The 24,075-nt window shown below is 72.6% G+C and carries 23 protein-coding genes; 17 read left to right on the top strand and 6 right to left on the bottom strand.

What is annotated here, in order from left to right; all coding sequences use genetic code 11:
* The first annotated feature begins 129 nt into the window (after nt 1-129).
* The 12 genes from hrcA to AB0D29_RS07160 all read left to right on the top strand — a co-directional run bounded on the left by hrcA (nt 130) and on the right by AB0D29_RS07160 (nt 10,669).
* Nucleotides 130-1,146: a heat-inducible transcriptional repressor HrcA gene (hrcA, locus tag AB0D29_RS07215; RefSeq protein WP_362852578.1), complete on the top strand. Its 1,017-nt coding sequence runs from the start codon at nt 130-132 to the stop codon at nt 1,144-1,146.
* Nucleotides 1,147-2,283 carry a molecular chaperone DnaJ gene (dnaJ, locus tag AB0D29_RS07210; RefSeq protein WP_030710948.1) on the top strand — a complete coding sequence of 379 codons (1,137 nt, stop codon included), beginning with the start codon at nt 1,147-1,149 and terminating at the stop codon, nt 2,281-2,283.
* Nucleotides 2,284-2,439: 156 nt separating this feature from the next.
* Nucleotides 2,440-3,531, top strand: coding sequence for a nitronate monooxygenase (locus tag AB0D29_RS07205; RefSeq protein WP_362852577.1), 1,092 nt, complete (start codon nt 2,440-2,442; stop codon nt 3,529-3,531).
* Nucleotides 3,528-4,271 (top strand): 16S rRNA (uracil(1498)-N(3))-methyltransferase, encoded by a 744-nt coding sequence (locus tag AB0D29_RS07200; RefSeq protein WP_362852576.1) that lies wholly within the window; start codon nt 3,528-3,530, stop codon nt 4,269-4,271. Before AB0D29_RS07205 ends, AB0D29_RS07200 begins: the two co-directional genes overlap by 4 nt.
* Before the next feature lie 147 nt (nt 4,272-4,418).
* Nucleotides 4,419-4,778: a histidine triad nucleotide-binding protein gene (locus AB0D29_RS07195; protein ID WP_362852575.1), complete on the top strand. Its 360-nt coding sequence runs from the start codon at nt 4,419-4,421 to the stop codon at nt 4,776-4,778.
* Nucleotides 4,779-4,781: 3 nt separating this feature from the next.
* The gene (locus AB0D29_RS07190; protein WP_362852574.1) at nt 4,782-5,687 is read left to right on the top strand and encodes a ribonuclease Z; all 906 of its coding nucleotides are present in this window, start codon (nt 4,782-4,784) and stop codon (nt 5,685-5,687) included.
* Nucleotides 5,688-5,781: 94 nt separating this feature from the next.
* Nucleotides 5,782-6,876 (top strand): PfkB family carbohydrate kinase, encoded by a 1,095-nt coding sequence (locus tag AB0D29_RS07185; RefSeq protein ID WP_351295528.1) that lies wholly within the window; start codon nt 5,782-5,784, stop codon nt 6,874-6,876.
* A gap of 157 nt (nt 6,877-7,033) precedes the next feature.
* Nucleotides 7,034-8,077: a PhoH family protein gene (locus AB0D29_RS07180; protein ID WP_362852573.1), complete on the top strand. Its 1,044-nt coding sequence runs from the start codon at nt 7,034-7,036 to the stop codon at nt 8,075-8,077.
* 13 nt (nt 8,078-8,090) lie between these two features.
* On the top strand, nt 8,091-8,588 hold the full coding sequence (gene ybeY, locus AB0D29_RS07175) for an rRNA maturation RNase YbeY (RefSeq protein WP_030710955.1): 498 nt from the start codon (nt 8,091-8,093) through the stop codon (nt 8,586-8,588).
* Complete coding sequence (locus AB0D29_RS07170; RefSeq protein WP_362852572.1) at nt 8,585-9,889, top strand: hemolysin family protein; 1,305 nt, start codon at nt 8,585-8,587, stop codon at nt 9,887-9,889. Before ybeY ends, AB0D29_RS07170 begins: the two co-directional genes overlap by 4 nt.
* The gene (locus AB0D29_RS07165) at nt 9,886-10,239 is read left to right on the top strand and encodes an MmcQ/YjbR family DNA-binding protein (protein WP_362852571.1); all 354 of its coding nucleotides are present in this window, start codon (nt 9,886-9,888) and stop codon (nt 10,237-10,239) included. The genes AB0D29_RS07170 and AB0D29_RS07165 overlap by 4 nt, the downstream gene beginning before the upstream one ends.
* Before the next feature lie 73 nt (nt 10,240-10,312).
* A complete protein-coding gene (locus AB0D29_RS07160) occupies nt 10,313-10,669 on the top strand; it encodes a cytidine deaminase (RefSeq protein WP_046775520.1) in 357 nt (118 codons plus the stop codon).
* Nucleotides 10,670-10,855: 186 nt separating this feature from the next.
* Here AB0D29_RS07160 and AB0D29_RS07155 read toward each other — a convergent pair whose 3' ends face one another.
* Complete coding sequence (locus AB0D29_RS07155; protein WP_362852570.1) at nt 10,856-12,178, bottom strand: MFS transporter; 1,323 nt, start codon at nt 12,176-12,178, stop codon at nt 10,856-10,858.
* A 71-nt stretch (nt 12,179-12,249) separates the two neighbouring features.
* Here AB0D29_RS07155 and AB0D29_RS07150 point away from each other — a divergent pair, with 71 nt between their 5' ends.
* From AB0D29_RS07150 to era, 3 genes are all read left to right on the top strand, one after another.
* Nucleotides 12,250-13,278, top strand: coding sequence for a helix-turn-helix domain-containing protein (locus tag AB0D29_RS07150; RefSeq protein ID WP_362852569.1), 1,029 nt, complete (start codon nt 12,250-12,252; stop codon nt 13,276-13,278).
* Between the two features lie 175 nt (nt 13,279-13,453).
* Nucleotides 13,454-14,746, top strand: a complete 1,293-nt coding sequence (locus tag AB0D29_RS07145) for a beta-xylosidase (RefSeq protein WP_362852807.1) — start codon at nt 13,454-13,456, stop codon at nt 14,744-14,746.
* A 986-nt stretch (nt 14,747-15,732) separates the two neighbouring features.
* A complete protein-coding gene (era, locus tag AB0D29_RS07140) occupies nt 15,733-16,683 on the top strand; it encodes a GTPase Era (RefSeq protein WP_362852806.1) in 951 nt (316 codons plus the stop codon).
* Between the two features lie 127 nt (nt 16,684-16,810).
* Here the strand turns inward: era and AB0D29_RS07135 are convergent, their stop codons facing one another.
* The 4 genes from AB0D29_RS07135 to AB0D29_RS07120 all read right to left on the bottom strand — a co-directional run bounded on the left by AB0D29_RS07135 (nt 16,811) and on the right by AB0D29_RS07120 (nt 19,860).
* Nucleotides 16,811-17,488 carry a class I SAM-dependent methyltransferase gene (locus AB0D29_RS07135; protein ID WP_362852568.1) on the bottom strand — a complete coding sequence of 226 codons (678 nt, stop codon included), beginning with the start codon at nt 17,486-17,488 and terminating at the stop codon, nt 16,811-16,813.
* 169 nt (nt 17,489-17,657) lie between these two features.
* Nucleotides 17,658-18,479, bottom strand: coding sequence for a GNAT family N-acetyltransferase (locus tag AB0D29_RS07130; RefSeq protein ID WP_362852567.1), 822 nt, complete (start codon nt 18,477-18,479; stop codon nt 17,658-17,660).
* A gap of 27 nt (nt 18,480-18,506) precedes the next feature.
* Entirely contained in the window at nt 18,507-18,776 is a 270-nt protein-coding gene (locus AB0D29_RS07125) for a protealysin inhibitor emfourin (RefSeq protein ID WP_362852566.1), read from the bottom strand.
* A 10-nt stretch (nt 18,777-18,786) separates the two neighbouring features.
* Entirely contained in the window at nt 18,787-19,860 is a 1,074-nt protein-coding gene (locus tag AB0D29_RS07120) for a M4 family metallopeptidase (RefSeq protein WP_362852565.1), read from the bottom strand.
* 366 nt (nt 19,861-20,226) lie between these two features.
* On the opposite strand from AB0D29_RS07120, the gene leuA reads away from it, so the two are divergent.
* A complete protein-coding gene (gene leuA, locus AB0D29_RS07115) occupies nt 20,227-21,990 on the top strand; it encodes a 2-isopropylmalate synthase (RefSeq protein ID WP_362852564.1) in 1,764 nt (587 codons plus the stop codon).
* A 73-nt stretch (nt 21,991-22,063) separates the two neighbouring features.
* On the opposite strand, the gene AB0D29_RS07110 is transcribed toward leuA, so the two are convergent.
* Nucleotides 22,064-22,822 carry an SDR family NAD(P)-dependent oxidoreductase gene (locus tag AB0D29_RS07110; RefSeq protein ID WP_362852563.1) on the bottom strand — a complete coding sequence of 253 codons (759 nt, stop codon included), beginning with the start codon at nt 22,820-22,822 and terminating at the stop codon, nt 22,064-22,066.
* A 215-nt stretch (nt 22,823-23,037) separates the two neighbouring features.
* Here AB0D29_RS07110 and AB0D29_RS07105 point away from each other — a divergent pair, with 215 nt between their 5' ends.
* Entirely contained in the window at nt 23,038-23,733 is a 696-nt protein-coding gene (locus AB0D29_RS07105) for a TerB family tellurite resistance protein (RefSeq protein WP_362852562.1), read from the top strand.
* Nucleotides 23,734-24,075: the final 342 nt, after the last annotated feature.

Below are 24,075 nucleotides of genomic sequence, written 5' to 3'. Positions count from 1 at the left end.
GCGGGCCTCCCTTGCCAGGGTCTTACTACCCGGCCGTACACTGGGCGGGGGATCTCTGGCACTCGAACGGACAGAGTGCCAACGAACACGGCAGAACACGGCAACGGACCACAGCTGGAGGTGTGCGCGATGCTCAGCGAACGCAGACTCGAAGTGCTGCGCGCCATCGTCCAGGACTACGTCGGGACGGAGGAGCCGGTCGGCTCCAAGGCGCTCACCGAGCGGCACCGGCTCGGCGTCTCGCCCGCGACCGTGCGCAACGACATGGCCGTGCTGGAGGACGAGGGCTACATCGCCCAGCCCCACACCAGCGCCGGCCGGATCCCCACCGACAAGGGCTACCGGCTCTTCGTCGACAAGCTCGCGGGGGTCAAACCGCTGTCGACGCCCGAGCGCCGGGCCATCCAGAACTTCCTCGACGGCGCCGTCGACCTCGACGACGTCGTCGGCCGCACGGTGCGGCTGCTCGCGCAGCTCACCCGGCAGGTCGCGGTCGTGCAGTACCCGAGCCTGACCCGGTCGACCGTCCGGCACGTGGAGCTGCTCTCGCTCGCTCCCGCGCGCCTGATGCTCGTACTGATCACGGACACCGGACGGGTCGAGCAGCGGCTCATCGACTGCCCCGCCCCCTTCGGCGAGGCACCGCTCGCCGACCTGCGGGCCCGGCTCAACAGCCGGGTCGTCGGACGGCGCTTCACCGACGTGCCCCCGCTCGTCCAGGACCTCCCCGAATCCTTCGAGGCCGATGACCGCGGCACGGTCTCCACCGTGCTCACGACACTCCTCGAAACCCTGGTCGAGGAAGCCGAGGAACGGCTGATGATCGGCGGTACCGCCAATCTCACCCGCTTCGGACACGATTTTCCCCTGACGATCAGGCCGGTGCTCGAGGCGCTGGAGGAGCAGGTCGTGCTCCTCAAGCTGCTCGGCGAGGCCAACGAGTCGGGAATGGCCGTACGGATCGGGCATGAGAATGCCTACGAGGGACTGAACTCCACGTCCGTCGTCTCCGTCGGTTACGGTTCGGGCGGCGAAGCAGTCGCCAAACTCGGCGTGGTCGGACCGACCCGCATGGACTACCCCGGAACGATGGGAGCGGTACGCGCAGTGGCACGTTACGTCGGACAGATCCTGGCGGAGTCGTAAGTGGCCACGGACTACTACGCCGTTCTCGGCGTGCGCCGCGACGCATCGCAGGACGAGATCAAGAAGGCCTTCCGGCGGCTCGCGCGCGAGCTGCACCCGGACGTGAACCCCGATCCCAAGACGCAAGAGCGTTTCAAGGAGATCAACGCCGCCTACGAGGTCCTCTCGGACCCGCAGAAGAAGCAGGTCTACGACCTCGGCGGCGACCCGCTGTCCTCCTCGGGCGGCGGCGGCGCGGGCGGCTTCGGGGCCGGTGGCTTCGGCAACTTCTCCGACATCATGGACGCCTTCTTCGGCCAGAGTCAGCAGCGCGGCCCGCGCTCGCGGACCCGCCGCGGCCAGGACGCCATGATCCGTCTGGACCTGGAGCTGGACGAGGCGGCCTTCGGGACGACCAAGGACATCCAGGTCGACACGGCCGTCGTCTGCACCACCTGCTCCGGTGAGGGCGCCGCTCCCGGCACCTCCGCGCAGACGTGTGACATGTGCCGCGGCCGCGGTGAGGTCTCGCAGGTCACCCGGTCCTTCCTGGGCCAGGTCATGACCTCGCGCCCCTGCCCGCAGTGCCAGGGCTTCGGCACCGTGGTCCCGACCCCGTGCCCCGAGTGCGCGGGCGACGGACGGGTCCGCTCCCGCCGCAGCCTCACGGTCAAGATCCCGGCCGGTGTCGAGAACGGCACCCGGATCCAGCTCGCGGGCGAGGGCGAGGTCGGCCCCGGCGGCGGCCCCGCAGGCGACCTGTACGTGGAGATCCACGAGCTGGCGCACCCGACCTTCCAGCGGCGCGGGGACGACCTGCACTGCACGGTGACGATCCCGATGACGGCGGCCGCACTGGGCACGAAATGCCCGCTGGAGACGCTGGACGGGCTGGAGGAGATCGACATCCGGCCCGGCACCGGCTCCGGGCAGGCGATCCCGCTGCACGGGCGGGGCGTCACCCACCTGCGCGGCGGCGGGCGCGGCGACCTGATCGTCCACGTCGAGGTCACCACTCCGGGCAAGCTGGACGCCCAGCAGGAGGAGCTGCTGCGCCAGCTGGCGAAGCTGCGCGGCGAGGAGCGGCCGATGGGTCAGTTCGCGCCAGGTCAGCAGGGGCTGTTCAGCCGCCTGAAGGACGCGTTCAACGGTCGCTGAGCGGCCGGCGGACACCGCCGAGAGCCCGGCCAGGGGATTCCCTGCCGGGCTCTTCGCATGGGCCCTGCGGCGGCCCGTGACCGGGGCCGGAAGCGGACTATGCCAGGCGAATGCCGTGATTCGGCCCCATGAGCGGGACATGGCACGATGCAGTCCATGTCCTCCGCACCGTACGGTCTCTCTCCTTACCCGATCGTGCAGGCTCCCATGGCGGGCGGCGCCTCCTGTCCGCCGCTCGCCGCCGCCGTGTGCGAGGCGGGCGGGCTGGGCTTCCTGGCGGGCGGCTACAAGACCGCCGACGGGATGTACCAGGAGATCAAGCAGGTGCGCGCCCTGACCCGGCGCCGCTTCGGCGTCAACCTCTTCATGCCGCAGACCGGTTATGTGGACCCGGCCGCCGTGGAGGCGTACCGCGGGCAGCTGGCCGGTGAGGCGAGCTGGTACGCGATCTCGCTCGCCGAGGAGGACATCATCGGCACCAGCGACGACGGCTACGACGCCAAGCTCGCCATCCTCCTCGAAGACCCGGTCCCGGTCGTCTCGTTCACCTTCGGCTGTCCCTCCTCCGCGGCCCTCGTCGCCCTGCGCAAGGCCGGTACGTACACGGTCGTCACGGCGACCTCCGTGGAGGAGGCCCGTACGGCCCAGCAGGCGGGCGCCGACGCCGTGTGCGTCCAGGGCGTCGAGGCGGGCGGCCACCAGGGCACCCACCGCGACGACCCGCAGGCCGACGGCACGGCGGCCGTGGGGCTGCTCGCGCTGGTGGCCCAGGTGCGGGAGGCCGTGGCCCTGCCGATCATCGCGGCGGGCGGCCTCATGCGGGGCTCGCAGATCGCGGCGCTGCTGGCGGCGGGAGCCGAGGCGGCGCAGCTCGGGACGGCCTTCCTGGCCTGCCCGGAGTCGGGGGCGGACCCCGTGCACAAGAAGGCGCTGACCGACCCGCTGTTCGTCCGGACCGAGCTGACCCGGGCGTTTTCCGGGCGGCCGGCGCGGGGGCTGGTGAACCGCTTCATGCGCGAGCACGGCCCGTACGCCCCGGCGGCCTACCCCCAGGTCCACCACCTGACCTCGGGGCTGCGCAAGGCGGCCGCCGCGGCCGGGGACGCGCAGGGCATGGCCCTGTGGGCGGGCCAGGGGCACCGGCTGGCGCGGGCGCTGCCGGCGGCGGAGCTGGTGGAGGTACTGGCGGCCGAGCTGGCCGAGGCACAGAGCACGTTGAAGGCAATGCAGATGAGGAGTGCGTCATGACCGCCCCGGTGTTCGTGGTCGAAGAGGTCCCCGCGGGACCGGAGTTCGTCCTGGACGGCCCGGAGGGCCGGCACGCGGTGTCCGTGAAACGGCTGAACCCGGGCGAGGCACTGGTCCTGACCGACGGCCGGGGCGGCTGGGCGGAGGCGGTCGTGAAGGCCGCGGAGGGCAAGGACCGGCTCGTGGTGGCCGTGTCCGCGGCCGGACTGGAACCGGAACCGGCCGTCCGCATCACCGTGGTCCAGGCCCTGCCCAAGGGCGACCGCGGCGAGCTGGCCGTCGAGACCATGACCGAGACCGGCGTGGACGCGATCGTGCCCTGGCAGGCCTCGCGCTGCATCACCCAGTGGCGCGGGGACCGGGGGGCGAAGTCCCTGGCCAAGTGGCGGGCCACCGCCCGCGAGGCGGGCAAGCAGTCCCGCCGGGTCCGCTTCCCGGAGGTGGCCGAGGCCATGTCCACCAAGCAGGTGGCGGCGCTGCTCGCCGAAGCCGACCTGGGGCTGGTCCTGCACGAGGACCGCGACACCCCCTCCGACGCCCTGGCCACGGCCGCGCTGCCCTCCTCGGGTTCCGTGGTCCTGGTCGTCGGCCCGGAGGGCGGCGTCTCCCCGGAGGAGCTGGCGGCGTTCGCCGGGGCGGGGGCCCACCCCTACCGCCTGGGCCGCTCGGTCCTGCGGACCTCCACGGCCGGCACCGCGGCCACGGCGGTCCTGCTGGCCCGCACCGGCCGCTGGGCCTGACGGGTCGCCGGGTTTGACGGGTCGCCGGGTTTGACGGACCGCCGGGTTTGACGGACCGCCGGGTTTGACGGACCGAAATGCCCGCCCGCGGCGGGCGCCCGGCTGGATACGATGCCCGGACCGATCACCATCACGGGAGGCTCAGCAATGGCCGGGGAACCGCAGGCGGACTGCCTGTTCTGCAAGATCGTCGAGGGGCACATCCCCGCGACCGTGGTCCGCGAGACCGAGACCACGGTCGCCTTCCGGGACATCAACCCGCAGGCGCCCACGCACGTGCTCGTCATCCCCAAGGTGCACTACCCCGACGCGGCCTCCCTCGCGGCCGCCGAGCCGACCGTCGCCGCCGACATACTGCGCGAGGCCGGCCAGATCGCCCTCGACGAGAAGATCGTCGACCACGGCTACCGCGTCGTCTTCAACACCGGCGCCGGCGCCGGGCAGACCGTCTTCCACGCGCACGCGCACGTCATCGGCGGCCGCGGCCTCCAGTGGCCCCCCGGATAGCACGTGTCCGTACGAGAGTTCGTCGTGCTGGGCACCGCCAGCCAGGTGCCCACCCGGCACCGCAACCACAACGGCTACCTGCTGCGCTGGGACGGCGAGGGCATCCTCTTCGACCCGGGCGAGGGCACGCAGCGGCAGATGCTGCGGGCCGGGGTCGCCGCGCACGACATCGACCGGATCTGCATCACGCACTTCCACGGTGACCACAGCCTCGGCCTGGCCGGGGTGATCCAGCGGATCAACCTCGACCAGGTCCCGCACCCCGTCACCGCCCACTACCCGGCCTCCGGGCAGAAGTTCTTCGACCGGCTGCGGTACGCCACGGCCTACCGCGAGACCGTCCCGCTGCGCGAGGAACCGGTGGCCGCGGACGGGACGCTGGCGCAGGGGCCCCCGTACCTCCTGGAGGCCCGGCGGCTCTCGCACCCGGTGGAGTCCTTCGGCTACCGGATCACCGAGCCCGACGGGCGCCGCATGGTGCCGGAGCTGCTCGCGCGGCACGGCATCAAGGGGCCGGACGTCGGCAAGATCCAGCGCGACGGGCGGCTCGGCGAGGTCACCCTGGACGAGGTCAGCGAGCACAGGCCCGGACAGCGGTTCGCCTTCGTCATGGACACCCGGCTCTGTCCCGGCGTGGACGCGCTCGCCGAGGGCTGCGACATGCTGGTGATCGAGTCGACCTTCCTCGACGAGGACGAGCGGCTGGCCACCGACCACGGGCACCTCACGGCGGGCCAGGCGGCGCGGGTGGCGCGGGACGCGGGCGTACGGTACCTCGTGCTGACGCACTTCTCCCAGCGGTACACGGACCCGTCCGAGTTCGAACGCCAGGCGCGGGCCGCGGGTTTCGACGGCGAGCTGACGGTGGCGGAGGACCTGGTGCGCGTGCCGCTCCCCAAGCGGGGCTGAACGGGCGGGTGATCTGCGCCACACTGGGGTTTGGCCCTGCCCCGGGCGGGCAGGGCTGGCAGCTTTCCGCCGGAAACTCATCGGGGAGTACACCGTGACCAGTAGGGACTTCGACAGCCGCGCAGCCGCAGTGGACCCGCTCGGTCCGGTGCGCGATCCGCAGGAGCCGGGCTGCGACGTCTTCCTGACCGGGACGGTCTTCCTCGACATCATCTTCACCGGCCTCGACTCGGCGCCGGTCCGCGGCACGGAGTCGTGGGCGCGCGGCATGGGCTCCAGCCCCGGCGGCGTCGCCAACATGGCCACCGCCCTGGCCCGGCTGGGCCTGCGCACCTCGCTGGCCGCGGCCTTCGGGGACGACCACTACGGCGAGTACTGCTGGGACGCCCTGGAGCAGGGCGAGGGCATCGACCTGTCCATGTCGCGCACGATCCCCGGCTGGCACAGCCCCGTCACCGTCTCGATGGCCTACGAGGGCGAGCGCACCATGGTCTCGCACGGCCACGAGGCCCCGCCGCCCGCCGACGCCGGACCCTTCCCGCACTGCCCGCCGCGGGCCCGCGCGGCCGTCGCCGCGCTCGGCGCCGGCCGGGGCGAGGAGTGGATCGGCGAGGCCGCCCGGCACGGCTCGCGGATCTTCGCGGACGTGGGCTGGGACGAGAGCGGGCGGTGGGACCTGGGGGCCCTGGCCGACCTGGAGCACTGCGAGGCCTTCCTGCCGAACGCGGGCGAGGCCATGCGCTACACCCGCACCGACTGCCCGCGCGCCGCCGCCCGGGCGCTCGCGGAGAAGGTGCCGATCGCCGTGGTCACGATGGGCGCGGAGGGCTCGTACGCGGTGGACGGGCGCACCGGCGAGACGGCGCAGGTCCCGGGGATCACGGTGGACGAGCTGGACCCGACGGGGGCGGGGGACGTGTACGTGGCGGGCTTCGTCACCGGCACCCTGGCGGGCTGGCCCCTCGCCGACCGCCTCGCCTTCGCCGGGCTGACGGCGGCCCTGTCCGTCCAGGAGTTCGGCGGCTCCCTGTCGGCCCCCGGCTGGCCGGAGGTGGCCCACTGGTGGCGGACCGCCCCGCACGCGCTGCGCGGCCGCTACGGCTTCCTGGACGACCTGATCCCGCCCGGCTCGGGCCCCGCCGCCCGGCGCAGAGCCGTGCCCACGATCGGCTTCCGGCACTCCGCGTGACCGGACGGCAGCGGGGCCGTGGCACCCCGGGGGCCGCGCGGAGAGGGCGTAAAACCTCTCGGGGAAGCAGCGGCGGCGACGTAGGCTTGGTAGTCCGGAGGTCGTCGATCGGCGCGGCCCCTCAGCGGGAGGTATGTGCAGGCCACAGTGCCGGCCCATGACTCAGACACCCACAGCCCACATTCCAGTGCCGGGGCAGGCGCGAGCCCACTTCACCGTCCCGGCCAGGCACCCGATGGTCACGGTGCTCGGATCCGGTGACGCCCTGTTGCGCGTGATCGAGAAGGCCTTCCCGAAGGCCGACATCCATGTTCGGGGCAATCAGGTCAGCGCGATCGGCGAAGCGGCGGAAGTCGCCCTGATCCAGCGCCTGTTCGACGAGATGATGCTGGTGCTCCGCACCGGGCAGCCGATGACGGAGGACGCAGTGGAACGCTCGATCGCCATGCTCAAGGCGAGCGGCAACGGCAACGGGAACGGGCCCGAGGAAACGCCCGCCGAGGTGCTCACCCAGAACATCCTCTCCAGCCGCGGCCGCACCATCCGACCCAAGACCCTCAACCAGAAGCGGTACGTCGACGCGATCGACAAGAACACGATCGTCTTCGGCATCGGCCCCGCCGGTACCGGCAAGACCTACCTCGCCATGGCCAAGGCGGTCCAGGCCCTGCAGTCCAAGCAGGTCAGCCGGATCATCCTGACCCGGCCCGCCGTCGAGGCGGGGGAGCGGCTCGGCTTCCTGCCGGGCACCCTCTTCGACAAGATCGACCCGTACCTGCGCCCGCTCTACGACGCGCTGCACGACATGCTCGACCCCGACTCGATCCCGCGGCTCATGGCCGCCGGGACCATCGAGGTCGCGCCCCTGGCGTACATGCGCGGACGCACGCTCAACGACGCCTTCGTCGTCCTCGACGAGGCGCAGAACACCACCGCCGAGCAGATGAAGATGTTCCTGACCCGGCTCGGTTTCGACTCGAAGATCGTCGTCACCGGTGACATCACGCAGATCGACCTGCCGGGTGGCGCCAAGAGCGGTCTGCGCGAGGTCCAGCAGATCCTGGACGGGGTGCCGGACATCCACTTCGCGCGGCTCACGTCCGAGGATGTCGTCCGCCACAAGCTGGTCGGCCGTATCGTCGACGCGTACGAGAAGTACGACGACGGCCAGCAGGCCGCGAACGGCCACCAGCGGAAGTAGACCCCAGCGCACCATGTCGATCGACGTCAACAACGAGTCCGGAACCGAGGTCGACGAGCAGGCGATCCTCGACATCGCCCGCTACGCGCTCACCCGGATGCGGATCCACCCGCTCTCCGAGCTCTCCGTCATCGTCATCGACGAGGACGCTATGGAGCAGCTCCACATCCAGTGGATGGACCTGCCCGGCCCGACCGACGTCATGTCCTTCCCGATGGACGAGCTCCGTCCGCCGGCGAAGGACGACGAGGAGCCCCCGCAGGGGCTCCTCGGCGACATCGTGCTCTGCCCCGAGGTCGCGAAGAAGCAGGGCGAGGACGCCCCGACGCAGCACTCCATGGACGAGGAGCTCCAGCTCCTGACCGTCCACGGAGTGCTGCACCTGCTCGGCTACGACCACGAGGAACCGGACGAGAAGGCCGAGATGTTCGGCCTCCAGGCGGCCATCGTCGACGGCTGGCGCGGTGAGCGCGGCATGACCGGTCCGTCCCCGGCGCCCACCGTCTCGTGAACGCCGCGCAGCTGATCACCGGCGCGGTACTGCTGGTGGTGGTGGCCTGGTTCGCGGCGTGCGCCGAGTCCGGGATCGCCCGCATTTCGATCTTCCGCGCCGAGCAGGCCGTACGGGAGGGCCGGCGCGGCAGCGAGAAGCTCGCGCAGGTCGCCGGCGACCCCACCCGCTACCTCAACGTGGCGCTGCTGGTCCGCGTCACCTGCGAGATGGCGGCCGGGGTGCTCGTCACCTACGTCTGCCTCGACGAGTTCGGCGAGAACTGGACCGCGCTGCTCGTGGCCATCGCCGTGATGGTGCTCGTCTCCTTCGTCGCCGTCGGGGTCTCCCCGCGCACGATCGGCCGCCAGCACCCGCTGAACACCTCGACGGCGGCCGCGTACGTCCTCGTCCCCCTCGCCCGGGTGATGGGGCCGATCCCGCAGCTGCTGATCCTCATCGGCAACGCGCTCACGCCCGGAAAGGGCTTCCGCAAGGGGCCGTTCGCCTCCGAGGCGGAGCTGCGCGCGATGGTGGACCTCGCGGAGCGGGAATCGCTGATCGAGGACGACGAGCGCCGGATGGTGCACCAGGTCTTCGAGCTCGGCGACACCCTGGTGCGCGAGGTGATGGTGCCCCGCACCGACCTGGTCTGCATCGAGCGGTACAAGACGATCCGTCAGGCGACCACGCTGGCTCTGCGGTCCGGCTTCTCGCGCATCCCGGTGACCGGGGAGAACGAGGACGACATCGTCGGGATCGTCTACCTGAAGGACCTGGTCCGCAAGACCCACATCAGCCGCGAGGCGGAGTCCGACCTGGTCTCCACGGCGATGCGGGCGGCCGTCTTCGTGCCCGACACCAAGAACGCGGGCGACCTGCTGCGCGAGATGCAGCAGGTGCGCAACCACGTCGCCGTCGTCATCGACGAGTACGGCGGCACGGCCGGCATCGTCACCATCGAGGACATCCTCGAGGAGATCGTCGGTGAGATCACGGACGAGTACGACCGGGAGCTCCCGCCGGTCGAGGACCTGGGCGAGGACCGCTACCGGGTCACGGCGCGCCTCGACATCACCGACCTCGGCGAGCTGTTCAAGGTCGAGGCCTTCGACGACGAGGACGTGGAGACGGTCGGCGGCCTGCTGGCGAAGGCGCTGGGCCGGGTGCCGATCGCGGGCGCCTCGGCGGTGGTGGAACTGCCCGACGGGCGTCCGCTGCGGATGACGGCCGAGTCCCCGGCGGGGCGGCGGAACAAGATCGTGACGGTGCTGGTGGAACCGGTCGCCGCGGCGGAGACCGCGGGGGAGGAGGGGGAATGACCCCGGCGGAGCTGCGGGAATTCTGTCTGGGCTTCAACGCGGCGGTGGAGGAGTTCCCCTTCACCCCGGAGACCTCGGTGTTCAAGGTGCTGGGCAAGGTGTTCGCGCTCTCCGCGCTGGACGGCGAGCCGCTGAAGATCAACCTCAAGTGCGAGCCGGAGCTGGCGGTGCGGCTGCGCGAGGAGCACGAGGCGATCGTGCCGGGCTACCACATGAACAAGCGGCACTGGAACACGGTGACCGTCGGCGGGATCCCCGACGCGATGCTGCGCGAGCTCGTCGAGGACTCGTACGACCTGGTCGTCGCCGGGCTGCCGCGGGCGGAGCGGCTGAGGCTCGACCGGCCGTGACCCGGGCCTTGTCGGGGGCGCCGCGGCGGGGTCGTTGCGCGGCCCGGCCGGGGCGCTCCCTATGCTTTCGACCATGACGGAGAGCACCGGGATCGACCCCGAGGACAGCAAGATCATCACGCTGGCGCGCAGCGCCCGGGCCCGCAACGGGGTGCCGGAGGGGGCGGCGGTGCGCGACGAGACGGGCCGCACGTACGTCGCCGGGACGGTGGAGCTCGACTCCCTGAAGCTGAGCGCGCTGCAGACCGCGGTCGCGATGGCCGTGGCGAGCGGCGCGCGCTCCCTGGAGGCCGCGGCCGTCGTCAGCGCGGCCGACGCCCCCGCCGAGGCCGACCGCGCGGCCGTCCGCGACCTGGGCGGCCCGGACACCCCGGTGCTGCTGGCCGCCCCGGACGGCACCCTGAAGTCCACCACCCCGGCTGGGCGCTAGCCTCTGGCCTCCCGGCGGGGTGGCCACCGATCCTTGCCGCCCCGCGCCCAGCCGGGTTCCTGGGGCTCCGCCCCAGACCCCGCGCCTCAAACGCCGGCGAGGCTGGGTTTGGCGCGGGCGAGCCTCAAACGCCGGCGGGGCTGGGTTCGGCCCGGCCGCGACGGCGGCTCCCCGCGTGGGTCGCCGTCAGGCGTATCGGGCCCCAGCGAGGGGATCGGCTGCCCCGCCGGGAGGCTGGCGGCGGCGGATGACCATCGCCATCAGCGCAGCCATCGCGCACAGCGCGCCCGAGGCGTACCAGACCACGTCGTACGAGCCGAAGGCGTCCCGGGCCAGGCCGCCCAGGAAGGCCACCGCCGCCGCGCCCACCTGGTGCGAGGCCAGCACCCAGCCGAAGACGATCGCGCTGTCCTCCCCGTAGTGCTCACGGCAGAGCGCGATGGTCGGCGGGACGGTCGCGACCCAGTCCAGCCCGTAGAAGACGATGAAGAAGACCATCGGCGGGTGCACGGACGGCGCCAGCAGCATCGGCAGGAACAGCAGCGAGATCCCGCGCAGCGCGTAGTACACCGCCAGCAGGCGGCGCGCCTCGAAGCGGTCCGTGAACCAGCCGGAGGCGATGGTGCCGACGACGTCGAACACCCCGATCACCGCGAGCAGTCCCGCGGCCGCCGTCACCGGCATCCCGTGGTCGTGGGCCGCCGGTACGAAGTGGGTCTTGACCAGCCCGTTGGTCGAGGCTCCGCAGATCGCGAAGGTCCCCGCCAGCAGCCAGAAGGGGCCGGTCCGGGCGGCCTTGAACAGCACCGTCACCGTCCGCCGCGCCGCGCCCGTCACCGGTGCGGGCTTCTCCGCATAGGTGCCGCCGTACGGTGCGAGACCCACGTCCGCCGGGTGGTCGCGCAGCAACAGCCACACGAAGGGGACGACGGCCAGGGCCGCCAGCGACACCGTCACCGCCGCCGGACGCCAGCCCTGGTGCTCCACCAGCCACGACAGCAGCGGCAGGAAGATCAGCTGGCCGGAGGCCCCGGCCGCGGTCAGGATGCCGGTGACGAGGCCGCGCCGGGCGGTGAACCAGCGGTTGGTCACCGTGGCGGCGAAGGCCAGCGCCATGGAGCCGCTGCCCAGGCCCACCAGCACGCCCCAGAACAGCACCAGCTGCCAGGACGCCGTCATCCACACGGTGGCCGCGGTGCCGCCGGATATGACCAGCAGGGCCAGGGCCACCACCTTGCGGATGCCGAAGCGGTCCATCAGCGCCGCGGCGAAGGGGGCGGTGAGCCCGTACAGCGCGAGGTTCACCGAGACGGCGAAGCCGATCGTGCCGCGCGACCAGTCGAACTCCTCGTGCAGAGGCTCGATGAGCAGTCCGGGCAGCGAGGCGAAGGCGGCGGCGCCGATGATCGTCACGAAGGCGACGGCCGCGACGAACCAGGCGCGGTGGACGCGTCCCGGGACGGCCGGAGGTGTGGTCGTGGGGGCGGGGATGGGGGCTGTCTGCGTCACCCGGACAGCTTCCGGCCGGGAGGACCCCGTACGACAGTGGCCTGAACGTCACCCTTCGATATGATCGGGCCATGGCCCTTCACCGCGTCGTCGTCCTCGCGCTCACCGGGTTGCTGCCCTTCGAGCTCGGCATCCCGCACCGGATCTTCGGCCGTGCCAAGGACTCCGCCGGCCGGCCGCTGTACGAGATCCTGACCTGCGCCCTGGCCCCCGGGCCGGTGCGCACCGACGCCGACTTCGCGGTCCAGGTCGAGCACGGCCCCGAGCTGCTGGCCACGGCCGACACCGTGGTGGTGCCGGCCTCGTACGAGCTGGGGCCGGTGTACGAGGAGGGCCGGCTGAGCGAGGAGCTCGCCGCGGCGCTCGCGCACATCCGGCCCGGGACGCGGCTCGTCTCCATCTGCACGGGCGGGTACGTGCTGGCCGCCGCCGGTTTCCTGGACGGCCGCCCGGCCACCACCCACTGGTTCCACGCCGAGCACTTCCAGCGGCTCTTCCCGGCCGTGCGGGTGGACGCCGGCGTGCTCTACACCGACGACGGGGACGTGCTGACCTCGGCCGGGGTCGCCGCCGGCATCGACCTGTGCCTGCACATCGTGCGCCGCGACCACGGTGCGGCCGTCGCCAACGACGTGGCCCGGCGGACCGTCGTACCGCCGCACCGGGACGGCGGGCAGGCCCAGTTCATCGAACGCCCGGTGCCGCAGCCGCAGCTGGCCAGCACCGCGGCGGCCCGCGCCTGGGTGCTGGACCGGCTGCACGAGCCGGTGCGGCTGGTCGACCTGGCCCGGCAGGAGGCCATGTCGGTACGGACGTTCACGCGCAGGTTCCGGGAGGAGGCCGGGATCAGCCCCGGCGAGTGGATCGTCGGCCAGCGGGTCGAACGGGCCCGGCGACTGCTGGAGCGGACGGACCTGCCCATGGATCAGGTGGCGCGGGAGACGGGCTTCGGGACGGCCCAGTCGCTGCGCAAGCACGTGCAGGCGGCGCTGGGGGTGAGCCCGACGGCCTACCGGCGCACGTTCCGCGCGTCGGGCGGGGGCGCGGGCGAAGAGGGGCCGGGGAGCGCGGCGGGGGAGCGGGAACCTGCCATCTCCTGATGGGCCATCAGTTGACGCCGGATCCGTGCATTGACTTCTTCCGCCGCCCGCTCGTGAATGGCCCCCTGCGCAGGGCCAGGCCAGATCCCAAAGAGACGACCCAGGCGCGAGGGAACCCAGGGGGCGGGCAGTGCGAACAGGGGCGCGGAAGCGGAGATGGACGGCCGCCGTGGGCATGGCGGTGCTCGCCGCCGCGGCCGGGGGCGCCCTGAGCGCACCGGCCGCGGCCGAGGGAGAGACACCGCCCGGCCAGGTGGAGTTCCCGACCCACTGCCTGCCGCCCCAGGAGGCCGGACTCCCGCCCGCCGACGGACCGACCACCGCCGGGATCACCGTCGACAACCCCGCTCCGCAGGTCGGCGACACCGTCACCGTGACGTACCAGGTGGTCCGGACCCCCGCCGCCAACCCGGCCGGCGGCGAACTCCCCGCCGACGTGCTGACCCCCACCGGCCGGATCCTGCTGGCGGGAGCCCAGAGCGGCGCGGTCACCGTCGTCGGGACCAAGCGCAACGACCCCGTCCGGGCCGGCGAACCCCTCCCCGCCGTCACCATGACCGGCACCTTCACCGTCACCGCGCCCGGCGAGACCACCCTCGCCCCCGGCGACTACACCCTGCACACCAGCCACCCGCTGGACCTCGACACCACCTGTACCGCCGCTGAGCCGTCCGCCACCCCCGTCTCCGCCCGCCTGACCGCGACCGCGCTCCCCACGGCCAACCTGCGCAGCGTCTTCCTCGCCGCTGCCTCCGGAAAGCCGGGCGCCAAGGTCAAGGTCACCGCCGCCGGATTCCCCCCGGGCACGGCCGTGACGGTGGCCGGACGGGCCGGCGCCGCCGAAACCGCGGACCGGGTGACCGCCACCGCCGACGAGCTGGGCACGGCCGCTGTGGAGCTTCCGGTCACGGACAAGGCCACCACCGCGGTGCTCGCCTACGAGGGCCCGGCCTGGTCGGCGAGCCGGGGCTCCGGCCCGGCCGCGTACACCGTCATCGACACCGCCCCCATGACGGCGGGCACCCGCAAGGTCACGGCCACCGTCGAACCGGGCGCCCTCGGCATGACCCAGGCCGGCGAGGACATCACCCTCGGCGCGGTCCCGTACGGCGACGGCGGCGCCGCCCCCGGCCGGATCGGCACCGTGACCGTCACCGACGCCCGCGGCGGCCCGGCCGGCTGGTCCCTGACCGGCAAGGTCACCGACTTCACGGGACCGGGCGGGGTACGCATCCCGGGCGCGTCCCTGTCCTGGACCCCGACCTGTGTGGCGGCTGCCGGCAGCCCGAGCGCGTGTACGGCGGGCAGCGCGGGCGTGGTCGGTCCGGAGGGCGCGCTCCTGGCCTCCACCGCGAACGCCCCGCTGGTCGGCGGCACCTTCACCATCGACGCCACGGTGACGCTGCGGGTCCCGCCGTACACCCCGCCGGGGGCGTACACGGCGGTCCTGACCCTGACGCTGTCGTGACGCCCCGGCTGAAGATCCAGCCCCGCCTGGGGGTACCCCCGGACGGAGTCTGGGGGAGTTTGAGGCGCGGGGTCCGGGGCGGAGTCCCGGGACGGCTCCGGGCAGCGGGGGCCCTGCTCGTCGCAGCCGGGGTCCTCCTCCTGCCCGCCGCGTCGGCCGAGGCGTCGGACAACGGCCAGTGGTCCGTGCTGCCGGCCGCGAACGGCGTCGGCCGGCGGCCCTACCTCTACCTCGCCGCCGCACCCGGCCAGGCCGTCACCGACGCCGTCACCGTGACCAACCGCACCGACCGCCCCCGCACCTTCCGGCTCTACCCCGCCGACGCCTACAACACGGCCCGTGACGGCGGCTTCGCCCTGCGCGGCCCCGACGAGCCGCGCCGGGCCACCGCCGCCTGGGCCAAGCTCGACCAGGAGCGGGTGACCGTACCGGCCCGGGGCGAGGTCCGCGTCGGCTTCACCCTCGCCGTCCCGGACCGGGCGGAGCCCGGGGACCACCCCGGTGCCATCGTGGCCCTGGAGGACCGGCCCGCCGCCACCACGGACCGGGGGATCGGCGTCCAGCAGGCCGTCGCCGCCCGGGTGTACCTGCGGGTGACCGGCCCGACCGCCGCCGCCCTCGCCGTCGAGGGGGTCTCCGTACACCGCCGGGGCGCGGGCGCGGATATCTCGTACACGCTCCACAACACCGGCAACGTCACCCTCCGCCCGCGCGCAGCCCTCACCGCCTCCGGCGCCCTCGGCCGCACGCTGCTGCGGCGCGAGCTCACGGGCCTGCCCGCCGAACTGCTGCCGGGTCAGGAAGTGCGCCTCGGCACCCGCTGGGAGGGGCCGCCCGTCGCGGAATGGGCCGAGCTGACGGTGCGCGCCCGGGCCGACGGAACCACAGCTCAGGGCCGTGCCGCCCATGCCGCGCACCCCCTGCTCACGCCCGTGCTCGCCCTCACTGCGGTGATCTGGTCGGCGCTGGGAGCGGCATCGGGGAGAATGGCCCGTATGAGCGATCGTTCCCCCGAGTCCACCAGCCCGCACCGTGCGGGCTTCGCCTGCTTCGTCGGCCGCCCCAACGCGGGGAAGTCGACCCTCACCAACGCACTCGTGGGCACCAAGGTCGCGATCACCTCCAACCGGCCGCAGACCACCCGCCACACCGTCCGCGGCATCGTGCACCGCCCCGACGCGCAGCTCGTCCTCGTCGACACGCCCGGCCTGCACAAGCCGCGCACGCTCCTCGGCGAGCGCCTCAACGACGTCGTGCGGACCACCTGGGCCGAGGTCGACGTCATCGGCTTCTGCCTGCCGGCCGACCAGAAGCTCGGCCCCGGCGACAAGTTCATCGCCAAGGAGCTCGCGGGGATCAAGAAGACCCCCAAGATCGCCATCATCACCAAGACCGACCTGGTCGAGTCCAAGCAGGTGGGCGAGCAGCTCCTCGCCGTCCACCAGCTCGCCGAGGAGCTGGGCTTCGAGTGGACCGAGATCGTCCCCGTCTCGGCGGTGGGCGACACCCAGGTCCAGCTGCTGGCCGACCTGATCGCGCCGCTGCTGCCGGAGAGCCCGCCGCTGTACCCGGAGGGCGACCTCACCGACGAGCCCGAGATGGTGATGGTCGCGGAACTGATCCGCGAGGCCGCGCTGGAAGGCGTACGGGACGAGCTCCCGCACTCCATCGCCGTGGTCGTCGAGGAGATGATCCCGCGTGAGAACCGGCCGGCCGACCGCCCGCTGCTCGACATCCACGCCAACGTCTACATCGAGCGGCCGAGCCAGAAGGGCATCATCATCGGCCCGAAGGGCTCCCGCCTGAAGGAGGTCGGGATGAAGTCGCGCAAGCACATCGAGGCGCTGCTCGGGACCCCGGTCTTCCTCGACCTCCACGTGAAGGTCGCCAAGGACTGGCAGCGGGACCCCAAGCAGCTCCGCAAGCTCGGTTTCTGAGGCCCGGACCGAACGACACGACGCGGACCGAACGACACGACGACGCACGGACGCGGCCCCCGCTCGGGGACCGCGTCCGTGCGTCGTCGTCTTGTCGTCGTTGTCGTTGTCGTTGTCGTTCGGCCGGCTACGCGGGCCGGCGCACCCGCACCACGTTGTCCGTACGGGTCCCCGGCGTACCGTCGGGCTGAGCCTGGACCCGCTCGGTCTCCTCGGCCCGCAGCACCTCCCAGCCCGCCGTGACCGGCTCCAGCTGGGCGAGGACCTCCTCGGGCGTGGGGAAGTGGGCCTCCTCCCGCTCCTCCTGCCACGGGGCCCAGCCCGCGTGGCCGACCACCAGCAGGGTGCCGCCGGGGGCCACGGCCGCGGCGGCCGTGCGCAGGATGGCATCACGGGGGAAGTCCCCGTAGTTGTGCAGGAAGCACGCCGAGACGAGGTCGAACTCCCCCTCCGGGAAGGACTGCGTCAGATCGTGCCGCGCGAAGGAGATCCGGTCCGCGAGTCCGGCGTCGGCCGCGTGCTCGGCCGCCCGGCCGAGGGCGACCCCGGAGATGTCGGTCCCGGTGACGGTCCACCCGTGGCGGGCCAGCCAGACGGCATCGCCGCCCTCCCCGCAGCCGAGGTCGAGGGCCCGCCCCGGGGCGAGGCCGGACACCTCGCGCACCAGCATGGCGTTGGCCTCGCCGCTCCAGATCCGGTCGCTCTCGCCGTAGCGGCCGTCCCAGAACTCCTCGCCCGCCGGGGGCCCGGTCACGGGGTAGTGGTGGGAGTGCGTGTGCGTTTCCGCGTGCGCGTGCTCGGTCATGGGTCCCTCTTCCAGTACGGGTGCCGGTGCGGCCGATGCTCCGCCCGACCCGCCCGCGCAGGCAAACCTTGTTGCCGTTCCGGCAAACGGGCTCGGGCGGTGCCGGACGACGGCGCAGGCCGGGCCGGCCCGCCCGATCAGCCGGGCCGCAGCCGTCCGAGCAGGCGCATCACGCCTTCGGCTCCGCGATCAGGGCCGTCGCCACCCGGCGGAAGCCGACGCGTCCGTAGATCCGGGCCACGTCCTCGTCGCCGGCCGAGAGGAAGACCGTACGGGCCCCGCGCGCCCGGGCCTGCGCGACCAGTGCGGCCGTGACCCCGAGGGCCAGGCCCTGGCGGCGGGCCGACGGCAGGGTGCCGACGCCCACCACTTCCGCGACGTCCCCGACCGGGTTGTACATGCCGGAGCAGAGCACGACGCCGTCCCGTACGGCCGCCGCCATGGCCGAGGTGCCCGCCGCCAGCTTTCCGGACGCCCGGGCCCGGCCCTCCTCGGCCGAGGCTTCCGCCATGGCCGCCGCCAGTTCCGCGGGTCCGGCCTCGCCCACCGTCGTGCCCGGGGCCGCGAAGGCCAGCGCCGGCACCGTCACCGCGGCGGCCAGCAGCGGGTCGTCCGCGCCGAGCAGACGGACCTCCGGATGCGGGGGGAGGGCTTCGGCGGAGGGGTCCAGCACCATCAGCGGATGGGCGTGCACGTCCAGTCCCGCCTCCTCCACCGCGGCCCGCAGCGAGGGGCTGTTTTCGGCCACCCACTCGAAGGCCTGGGGAACCCCGAGCTCCTGTTGACGGGACAGCACCCGCCGGACGTCCGCCGCGGTCGCGTCGCCGGAGCCGCCGAGGGCCGGCCGCGCGTAGTACGGCCAGCCCGGGCCCTCCTGGACGAACAGGGTCAGCGGGCCGAAGTCCTCGGCCCGTGCCCCGCCCACCCGCGGCACCGTGTCGTAGTACCGCTCCAGCTCGGACAGCGTCGAATCGATCATGTGGTCGGTCATCCGGACATCCAAGCAAAGCGGTACTGCTCAGGCACCTTCTTTCAGGACCCGCGAGATCAGCGCCCGCTGCGCCTCCGACAGCCCCGGCTCGGCGCAGGAGACCGTCCGGCCGTCGACCGTGATCCGGTACGAGAACCCGTCGCGCACCCGGTCCGCCGGATCGCCCGGCGGACCCGGCCGCAGCGCCAGCTGGGCCAGGGCCCGCCACTCGTCCTCGTCCGGCCGGCCCGAGGTGTCCACCTCGGCCCGGCGCTCGATGCCCGCGAAGCCGCCCGTCCGAACCACCTGAATGCGCATGGGGGCGGTTCTACCCCGCGAGCGGGACGCCCACCGCGGACCAGGCCTTCTGCAGGGCCTGGTGCTCGGCGCCGCCGTCGCCGTACCGGGTCACGGCCGCCGCCGTCGAGAGCCGGGCGAAGTCCTCGAAGTCGGCGTTCGAGGCGAGCTCCCCGCCGGTCAGGGCGTCGTACCAGATCTGCCCCGCCCGCTCCCAGGCCTTGCCGCCCAGTTCGGTCGCCACGATGTAGAAGGCGTGGTTGGGGATCCCGGAGTTGATGTGGACCCCGCCGTTGTCGCTGTGGGTGTTGACGTAGTCGTCCATCGTGGCCGGCTGCGGGTCCTTGCCGAGCTCGTCGTCGTCGTACGCGGTCCCCGGCGCCTTCATCGAGCGCAGCGCGACCCCGGTCACGTTGGGGCCCAGCAGGCCGGCCCCGATGAGCCAGTCGGCCTGGTCGGCCGTCTGCTCCAGCGAGTACTGCTTGATCAGCGAGCCGAAGACGTCGGACATCGACTCGTTCAGGGCGCCCGACTGCCCGCGGTACCTCAGGTTGGCCGTGTACTGGGTGACCCCGTGCGTCAGCTCGTGCCCGATGACGTCCACCGACACGGTGAAGTCGAGGAAGAGGTCCCCGTCGCCGTCCCCGAAGACCATCTGCTGCCCGTCCCAGAAGGCGTTGTTGTAGTCCTCGTCGTAGTGGACGGTCGCGTCCAGCGGGAGCCCGGCATCGTCGATCGAGCGCCGCCCGAAGCCCTTCAGGAACAGTTCGTACGTCGCCCCGAGCCCCGCGTAGGCGCGGTTCACGGTGGCGTCCTTGCTCAGGGGGTCGCCCTCCCCCCGGACCTTCTTGCCGGGCAGCTGCGTGCGGTGCTGGGCGTCGTAGAGCGTCCGGTTCGGCTCGTCGGAAGCCGGCGCGCCGAGCGTCGCCGCGATCCCGCGGACGGCGGTGACCCGGCGCCGGGTACGCAGGAAGGAGTCGCGTTCGAGGGTGCGCTGGGCGAGATCGGCGCGCCGCGAGTCTGCGGACAGGGCGGCCTTGTCGAGGAGGTGGGGCGGCACCACGGTGCAGAAGACGGGGTGGCGGTGAGCGTGGGAGGCATCCATGCCCGGCAATGTGGCAGTGGGTCATGACTGTGTCACTACCTGCGACCATGATTCATTCGCTTGTCTGAAAGCGGTGGCGCCGGATTGACGGATCGCCCTGAGCTGGCTGCTTTGAAAGAGGCTTAGCTCACATTTGGTGCAAATCGGACGGTGGGGTCTTGCATACTGAAACAGGTCCTCGCGTCACCGCGCGGCTCGGCTAGGCTCGGTCCATCATGCGTTTCGGGCTGCTTCTCCTTAGCTGCCGCGGCGAGGGTCTGTAGTCGTAGGCCGGCCCCCTCCCCGCGGAGTTTGGTGTTGCGGTTTTTACGACCGCCGTCGGCCGTCCCAGCGAACTACACGCGGACACGCGAGGAGCCCAACGCCATGAGCCAGCAGCCTTTTGTCGGTCGCCCCACGCCCATCACCAACGCGACCCACACCCAGCAGTCCTCCGGGATGCCGATCCACAAGTACGGCTTCTACGAGCAGGTGGAGATCCCGGACCGCACCTGGCCGGACGCCCGCGTCACCAAGGCCCCCCGCTGGCTGTCCACCGACCTGCGCGACGGCAACCAGTCGCTGATCGACCCGATGACCCCCGCCCGCAAGCGCGAGATGTTCGACCTGCTGGTGCGCATGGGCTACAAGGAGATCGAGGTCGGATTCCCCTCCTCCGGCGAGACCGACTTCGCCTTCGTGCGCTCGATCATCGAAGAGGGCGCGATCCCGGACGACGTGACGATCTCCGTACTGACCCAGGCCCGCGAGGACCTGATCGAGCGGACCGTGGAGTCCCTGGTCGGCGCCAAGCGCGCCACCGTCCACCTGTACAACGCGACCGCCCCCACCTTCCGCCGCGTGGTCTTCCGCGGCTCGAAGGAGCAGATCAAGCAGATCGCCGTCGACGGCACCCGCCTGGTCATGGAGTACGCGGACAAGCTGCTGGGCCCGGAGACCACCTTCGGCTACCAGTACAGCCCGGAGATCTTCACCGACACCGAGCTGGACTTCGCCCTGGAGGTCTGCGAGGCGGTCTGCGACGTCTGGCAGCCGGCCGAGGGCCGCGAGATCATCCTGAACCTGCCCGCGACCGTGGAGCGCTCCACGCCCTCCACCCACGCGGACCGCTTCGAGTGGATGGCCCGCAACCTGACCCGCCGCGAGCACATCTGCATCTCGGTGCACCCGCACAACGACCGCGGCACCGCCGTCGCCGCCGCCGAGCTGGCCCTGATGGCCGGCGCCGACCGCATCGAGGGCTGCCTGTTCGGGCAGGGCGAGCGCACCGGCAACGTCGACCTGATCACGCTGGGCATGAACCTGTTCTCCCAGGGCATCGACCCGCAGATCGACTTCTCGCAGATCGACGAGATCCGTCGCACGAGCGAGTACTGCAACCAGATGGAGGTCCACCCGCGCCACCCCTACGCGGGCGACCTGGTCTACACCGCCTTCTCCGGCTCCCACCAGGACGCCATCAAGAAGGGCTTCGACGCCATGGAGGCCGACGCGGCCGCCCAGGGCAAGACCGTCGACGACATCGAGTGGGCCGTGCCGTACCTGCCCATCGACCCGAAGGACGTCGGCCGCTCCTACGAGGCCGTCATCCGGGTCAACTCGCAGTCCGGCAAGGGCGGCATCGCGTACGTCCTGAAGAACGACCACAAGCTGGACCTGCCGCGCCGCATGCAGATCGAGTTCTCCCGGATCATCCAGGCCAAGACCGACGCCGAGGGCGGCGAGGTCACGCCCAAGGCGATCTGGTCGGTCTTCGAGGACGAGTACCTGCCCAACCCCGAGAACCCGTGGGGCCGCATCCAGCTGCGCTCCGGTTCGACGGCCACCGACAAGGACGGCACGGACACGCTGACCGTCGAGGCGGTCGTGGACGGCGTGGAGACCGTACTGAGCGGCACCGGCAACGGTCCGATCTCGGCCTTCTTCGACGCACTGGCCGGCATCGGCATCGACGCCCGCCTGCTGGACTACACCGAGCACACCATGAGCGAGGGCGCCTCCGCCGTGGCCGCCTCGTACATCGAGTGCGTGATCGACGGCCGCGTCCTGTGGGGCATCGGCATCGACGCCAACACCACCCGCGCCTCCCTGAAGGCGGTCATCTCCGCCGTCAACCGCGCGGGCCGCTGATCCCCCGGGCGCATCGCCCGTACGTGTGCCCCGTCCCTCCTCCCGGAGGGGCGGGGCCGCGTCGTTCCCGGCCTCAGCGGGCCAGGTAGCCGCCGTCCACCGGGAGCACCACGCCCGTCACGAACGAAGCCGCGTCGGAGGCGAGGAAGGCGATGACCCGGGCCACCTCCTCCGGCTCGCCGAGCCGGCCCATCGGGTGCGCCCCGGCGATCTCCTCCAGGTACTCCGGCCCGCCCGGCTCGTCCTTCAGCGCGATCACCCGCTCCGTACGGATGGTGCCCGGTGCCACCGCGTTGACCCGGATCCCGCGCGCGGCCCACTCCACCGCGAGGTGCTTGGTCAGCCCCGACGCGACGAACTTCGCCGGCCCGTACGCCGCCTGGCGCGCCTGGCCGGCCACCCCCGAGATCGAGGACACGCAGACCAGCGCCCCACCGGGCCGCGGCTGTGCCGTCATCGCCTCGATGGCGTACTTGCAGGTCAGGAACATCCCCCGGCCGTCGACCGCCATGACGTGGTCCCAGTCCTCCGGGCTGGTCTCCCGTACGTCCGAAAGAGGGAGCACACCGGCGTTCGCCACGGCCACGTCGAGGCGCCCGTACGCCCCGACGGCGGCGGCGACCATCGCGCGGTTGGCCTCGGGATCGGCGACGTCACCGGTGACCGCGGTGACCTCGAACCCCTCGGCGGCCAGTTCCGTACGCAGGGACTCCACCCCGGGGCCATTGATATCGGCCGCGGTGACCCGGGCTCCCGAGCGGGCCAGCAGCAGTGCGGTGGCCCGGCCGATCCCGCTCGCGGCGCCGGTCACCAGACAGGACTTCTCTTCCATGCGGCCGACCTTAGGGGGAGCGCGGCGGGAGCACGGGGAGGGCAGGGGCGGACGTGGGGGCGCAGTTCGGCCAAGTGCGCGCCCGGGCACATGTTGTCTTGTCACACGACTGACGCATCCTCACCGATGTGGCTAACATCACGCCAACCCGGCGATGCTGCCGTGGGGGTCCTTCCCGTGCCCGCAGGGCGACGGTGGAGTTACGGAGGTGCGACGTGCTGCCAGTTCGGGGTGGGGACGGCCGGAAGCTGACGGTCTGGGGCATCCGTACCACCTGGAGCACCGTGGGCGACGGGGAGTTCTTCTGCCCGGCCTGCGGTGGAGACCGCAACTACCGCAGGCGCACCGGGCGACGCCGGTTCACCGTCGTCGGGGTGCCGGTGCTGCCGCGCGGCCAGGAAGGGCCCGTCGTCGAGTGCCAGGGCTGCCGCGCCCGCTTCGACACCGACGTCCTGGACCACCTCACCACCACCCGCTTCACGGCGCTGCTGCGCGACGCCGTGCACACCGTCGCGCTGGCCGTGCTGACCGCGGGCGGGACGGCCTCGCGCAGCGCGCTGGAGGCCGCGGTGGGCGCCGTACGGGCCGCGGGCTTCCCGGACTGCACGGAGGAACAGCTGGAGTCCCTCGTGGAGGCGCTCTCCACCGACGAGGGCCGGCTCGGGCTGTACGACGTCCCGGAGTGCTGCGGGGCCGCGCTGTCGATAGAGCTCCACGAGGCCCTGGAGCCGCTGGCCCCGCACCTGGCGGGCCCGGGCCGCGAGTCGATCCTGCTGCAGGGTGCCCGTATCGCGCTCGCGGACGGCCCGTACATCCCGGCCGAGCGCGAGGTGCTCGCCACCGTCGGCGCGGCGCTGCGCATCGACGCGGACGAGGTGGCGCGCCTGCTGTCGGCGGTGCGTGCTCCGTAGCGGGCCTTCTCCACTTCGGCCGGGGCCTGGGCGGCTGCGCGGGCACCGGTCCCGTCCACGCCCCGGCCGGCTTCCACGCCTCCCGGGGCGTCGGCTCCGCGCGGGCCGCGGCGGCCTCGGCGGTGGCCGGGATCGTGTCGGGGGCGCTCCGGAATTGACCCCTTCTCCTCTCGCGGCGGGCGCATGTCCCGGAAAACGTGCAAGTCATACCGGAATGCGTACGAACTGCGGCGAATTCAGGTAACGATCCGGCCTCGCGCGCGTGAACCGCGTTCCGACGGCGTCCGTGCAATGGGTGGAGTCGCACCCTCCGGAGTCGGTGGATCACCCCATCGGGTGGCC

This window comes from Streptomyces sp. NPDC048424, assembly GCF_040651555.1.
Classification (GTDB): Bacteria; Actinomycetota; Actinomycetes; order Streptomycetales; family Streptomycetaceae; genus Streptomyces.
Note: the sequence above shows the minus strand (reverse complement) of the source record. Positions and strands in the feature narration are given on the sequence as shown.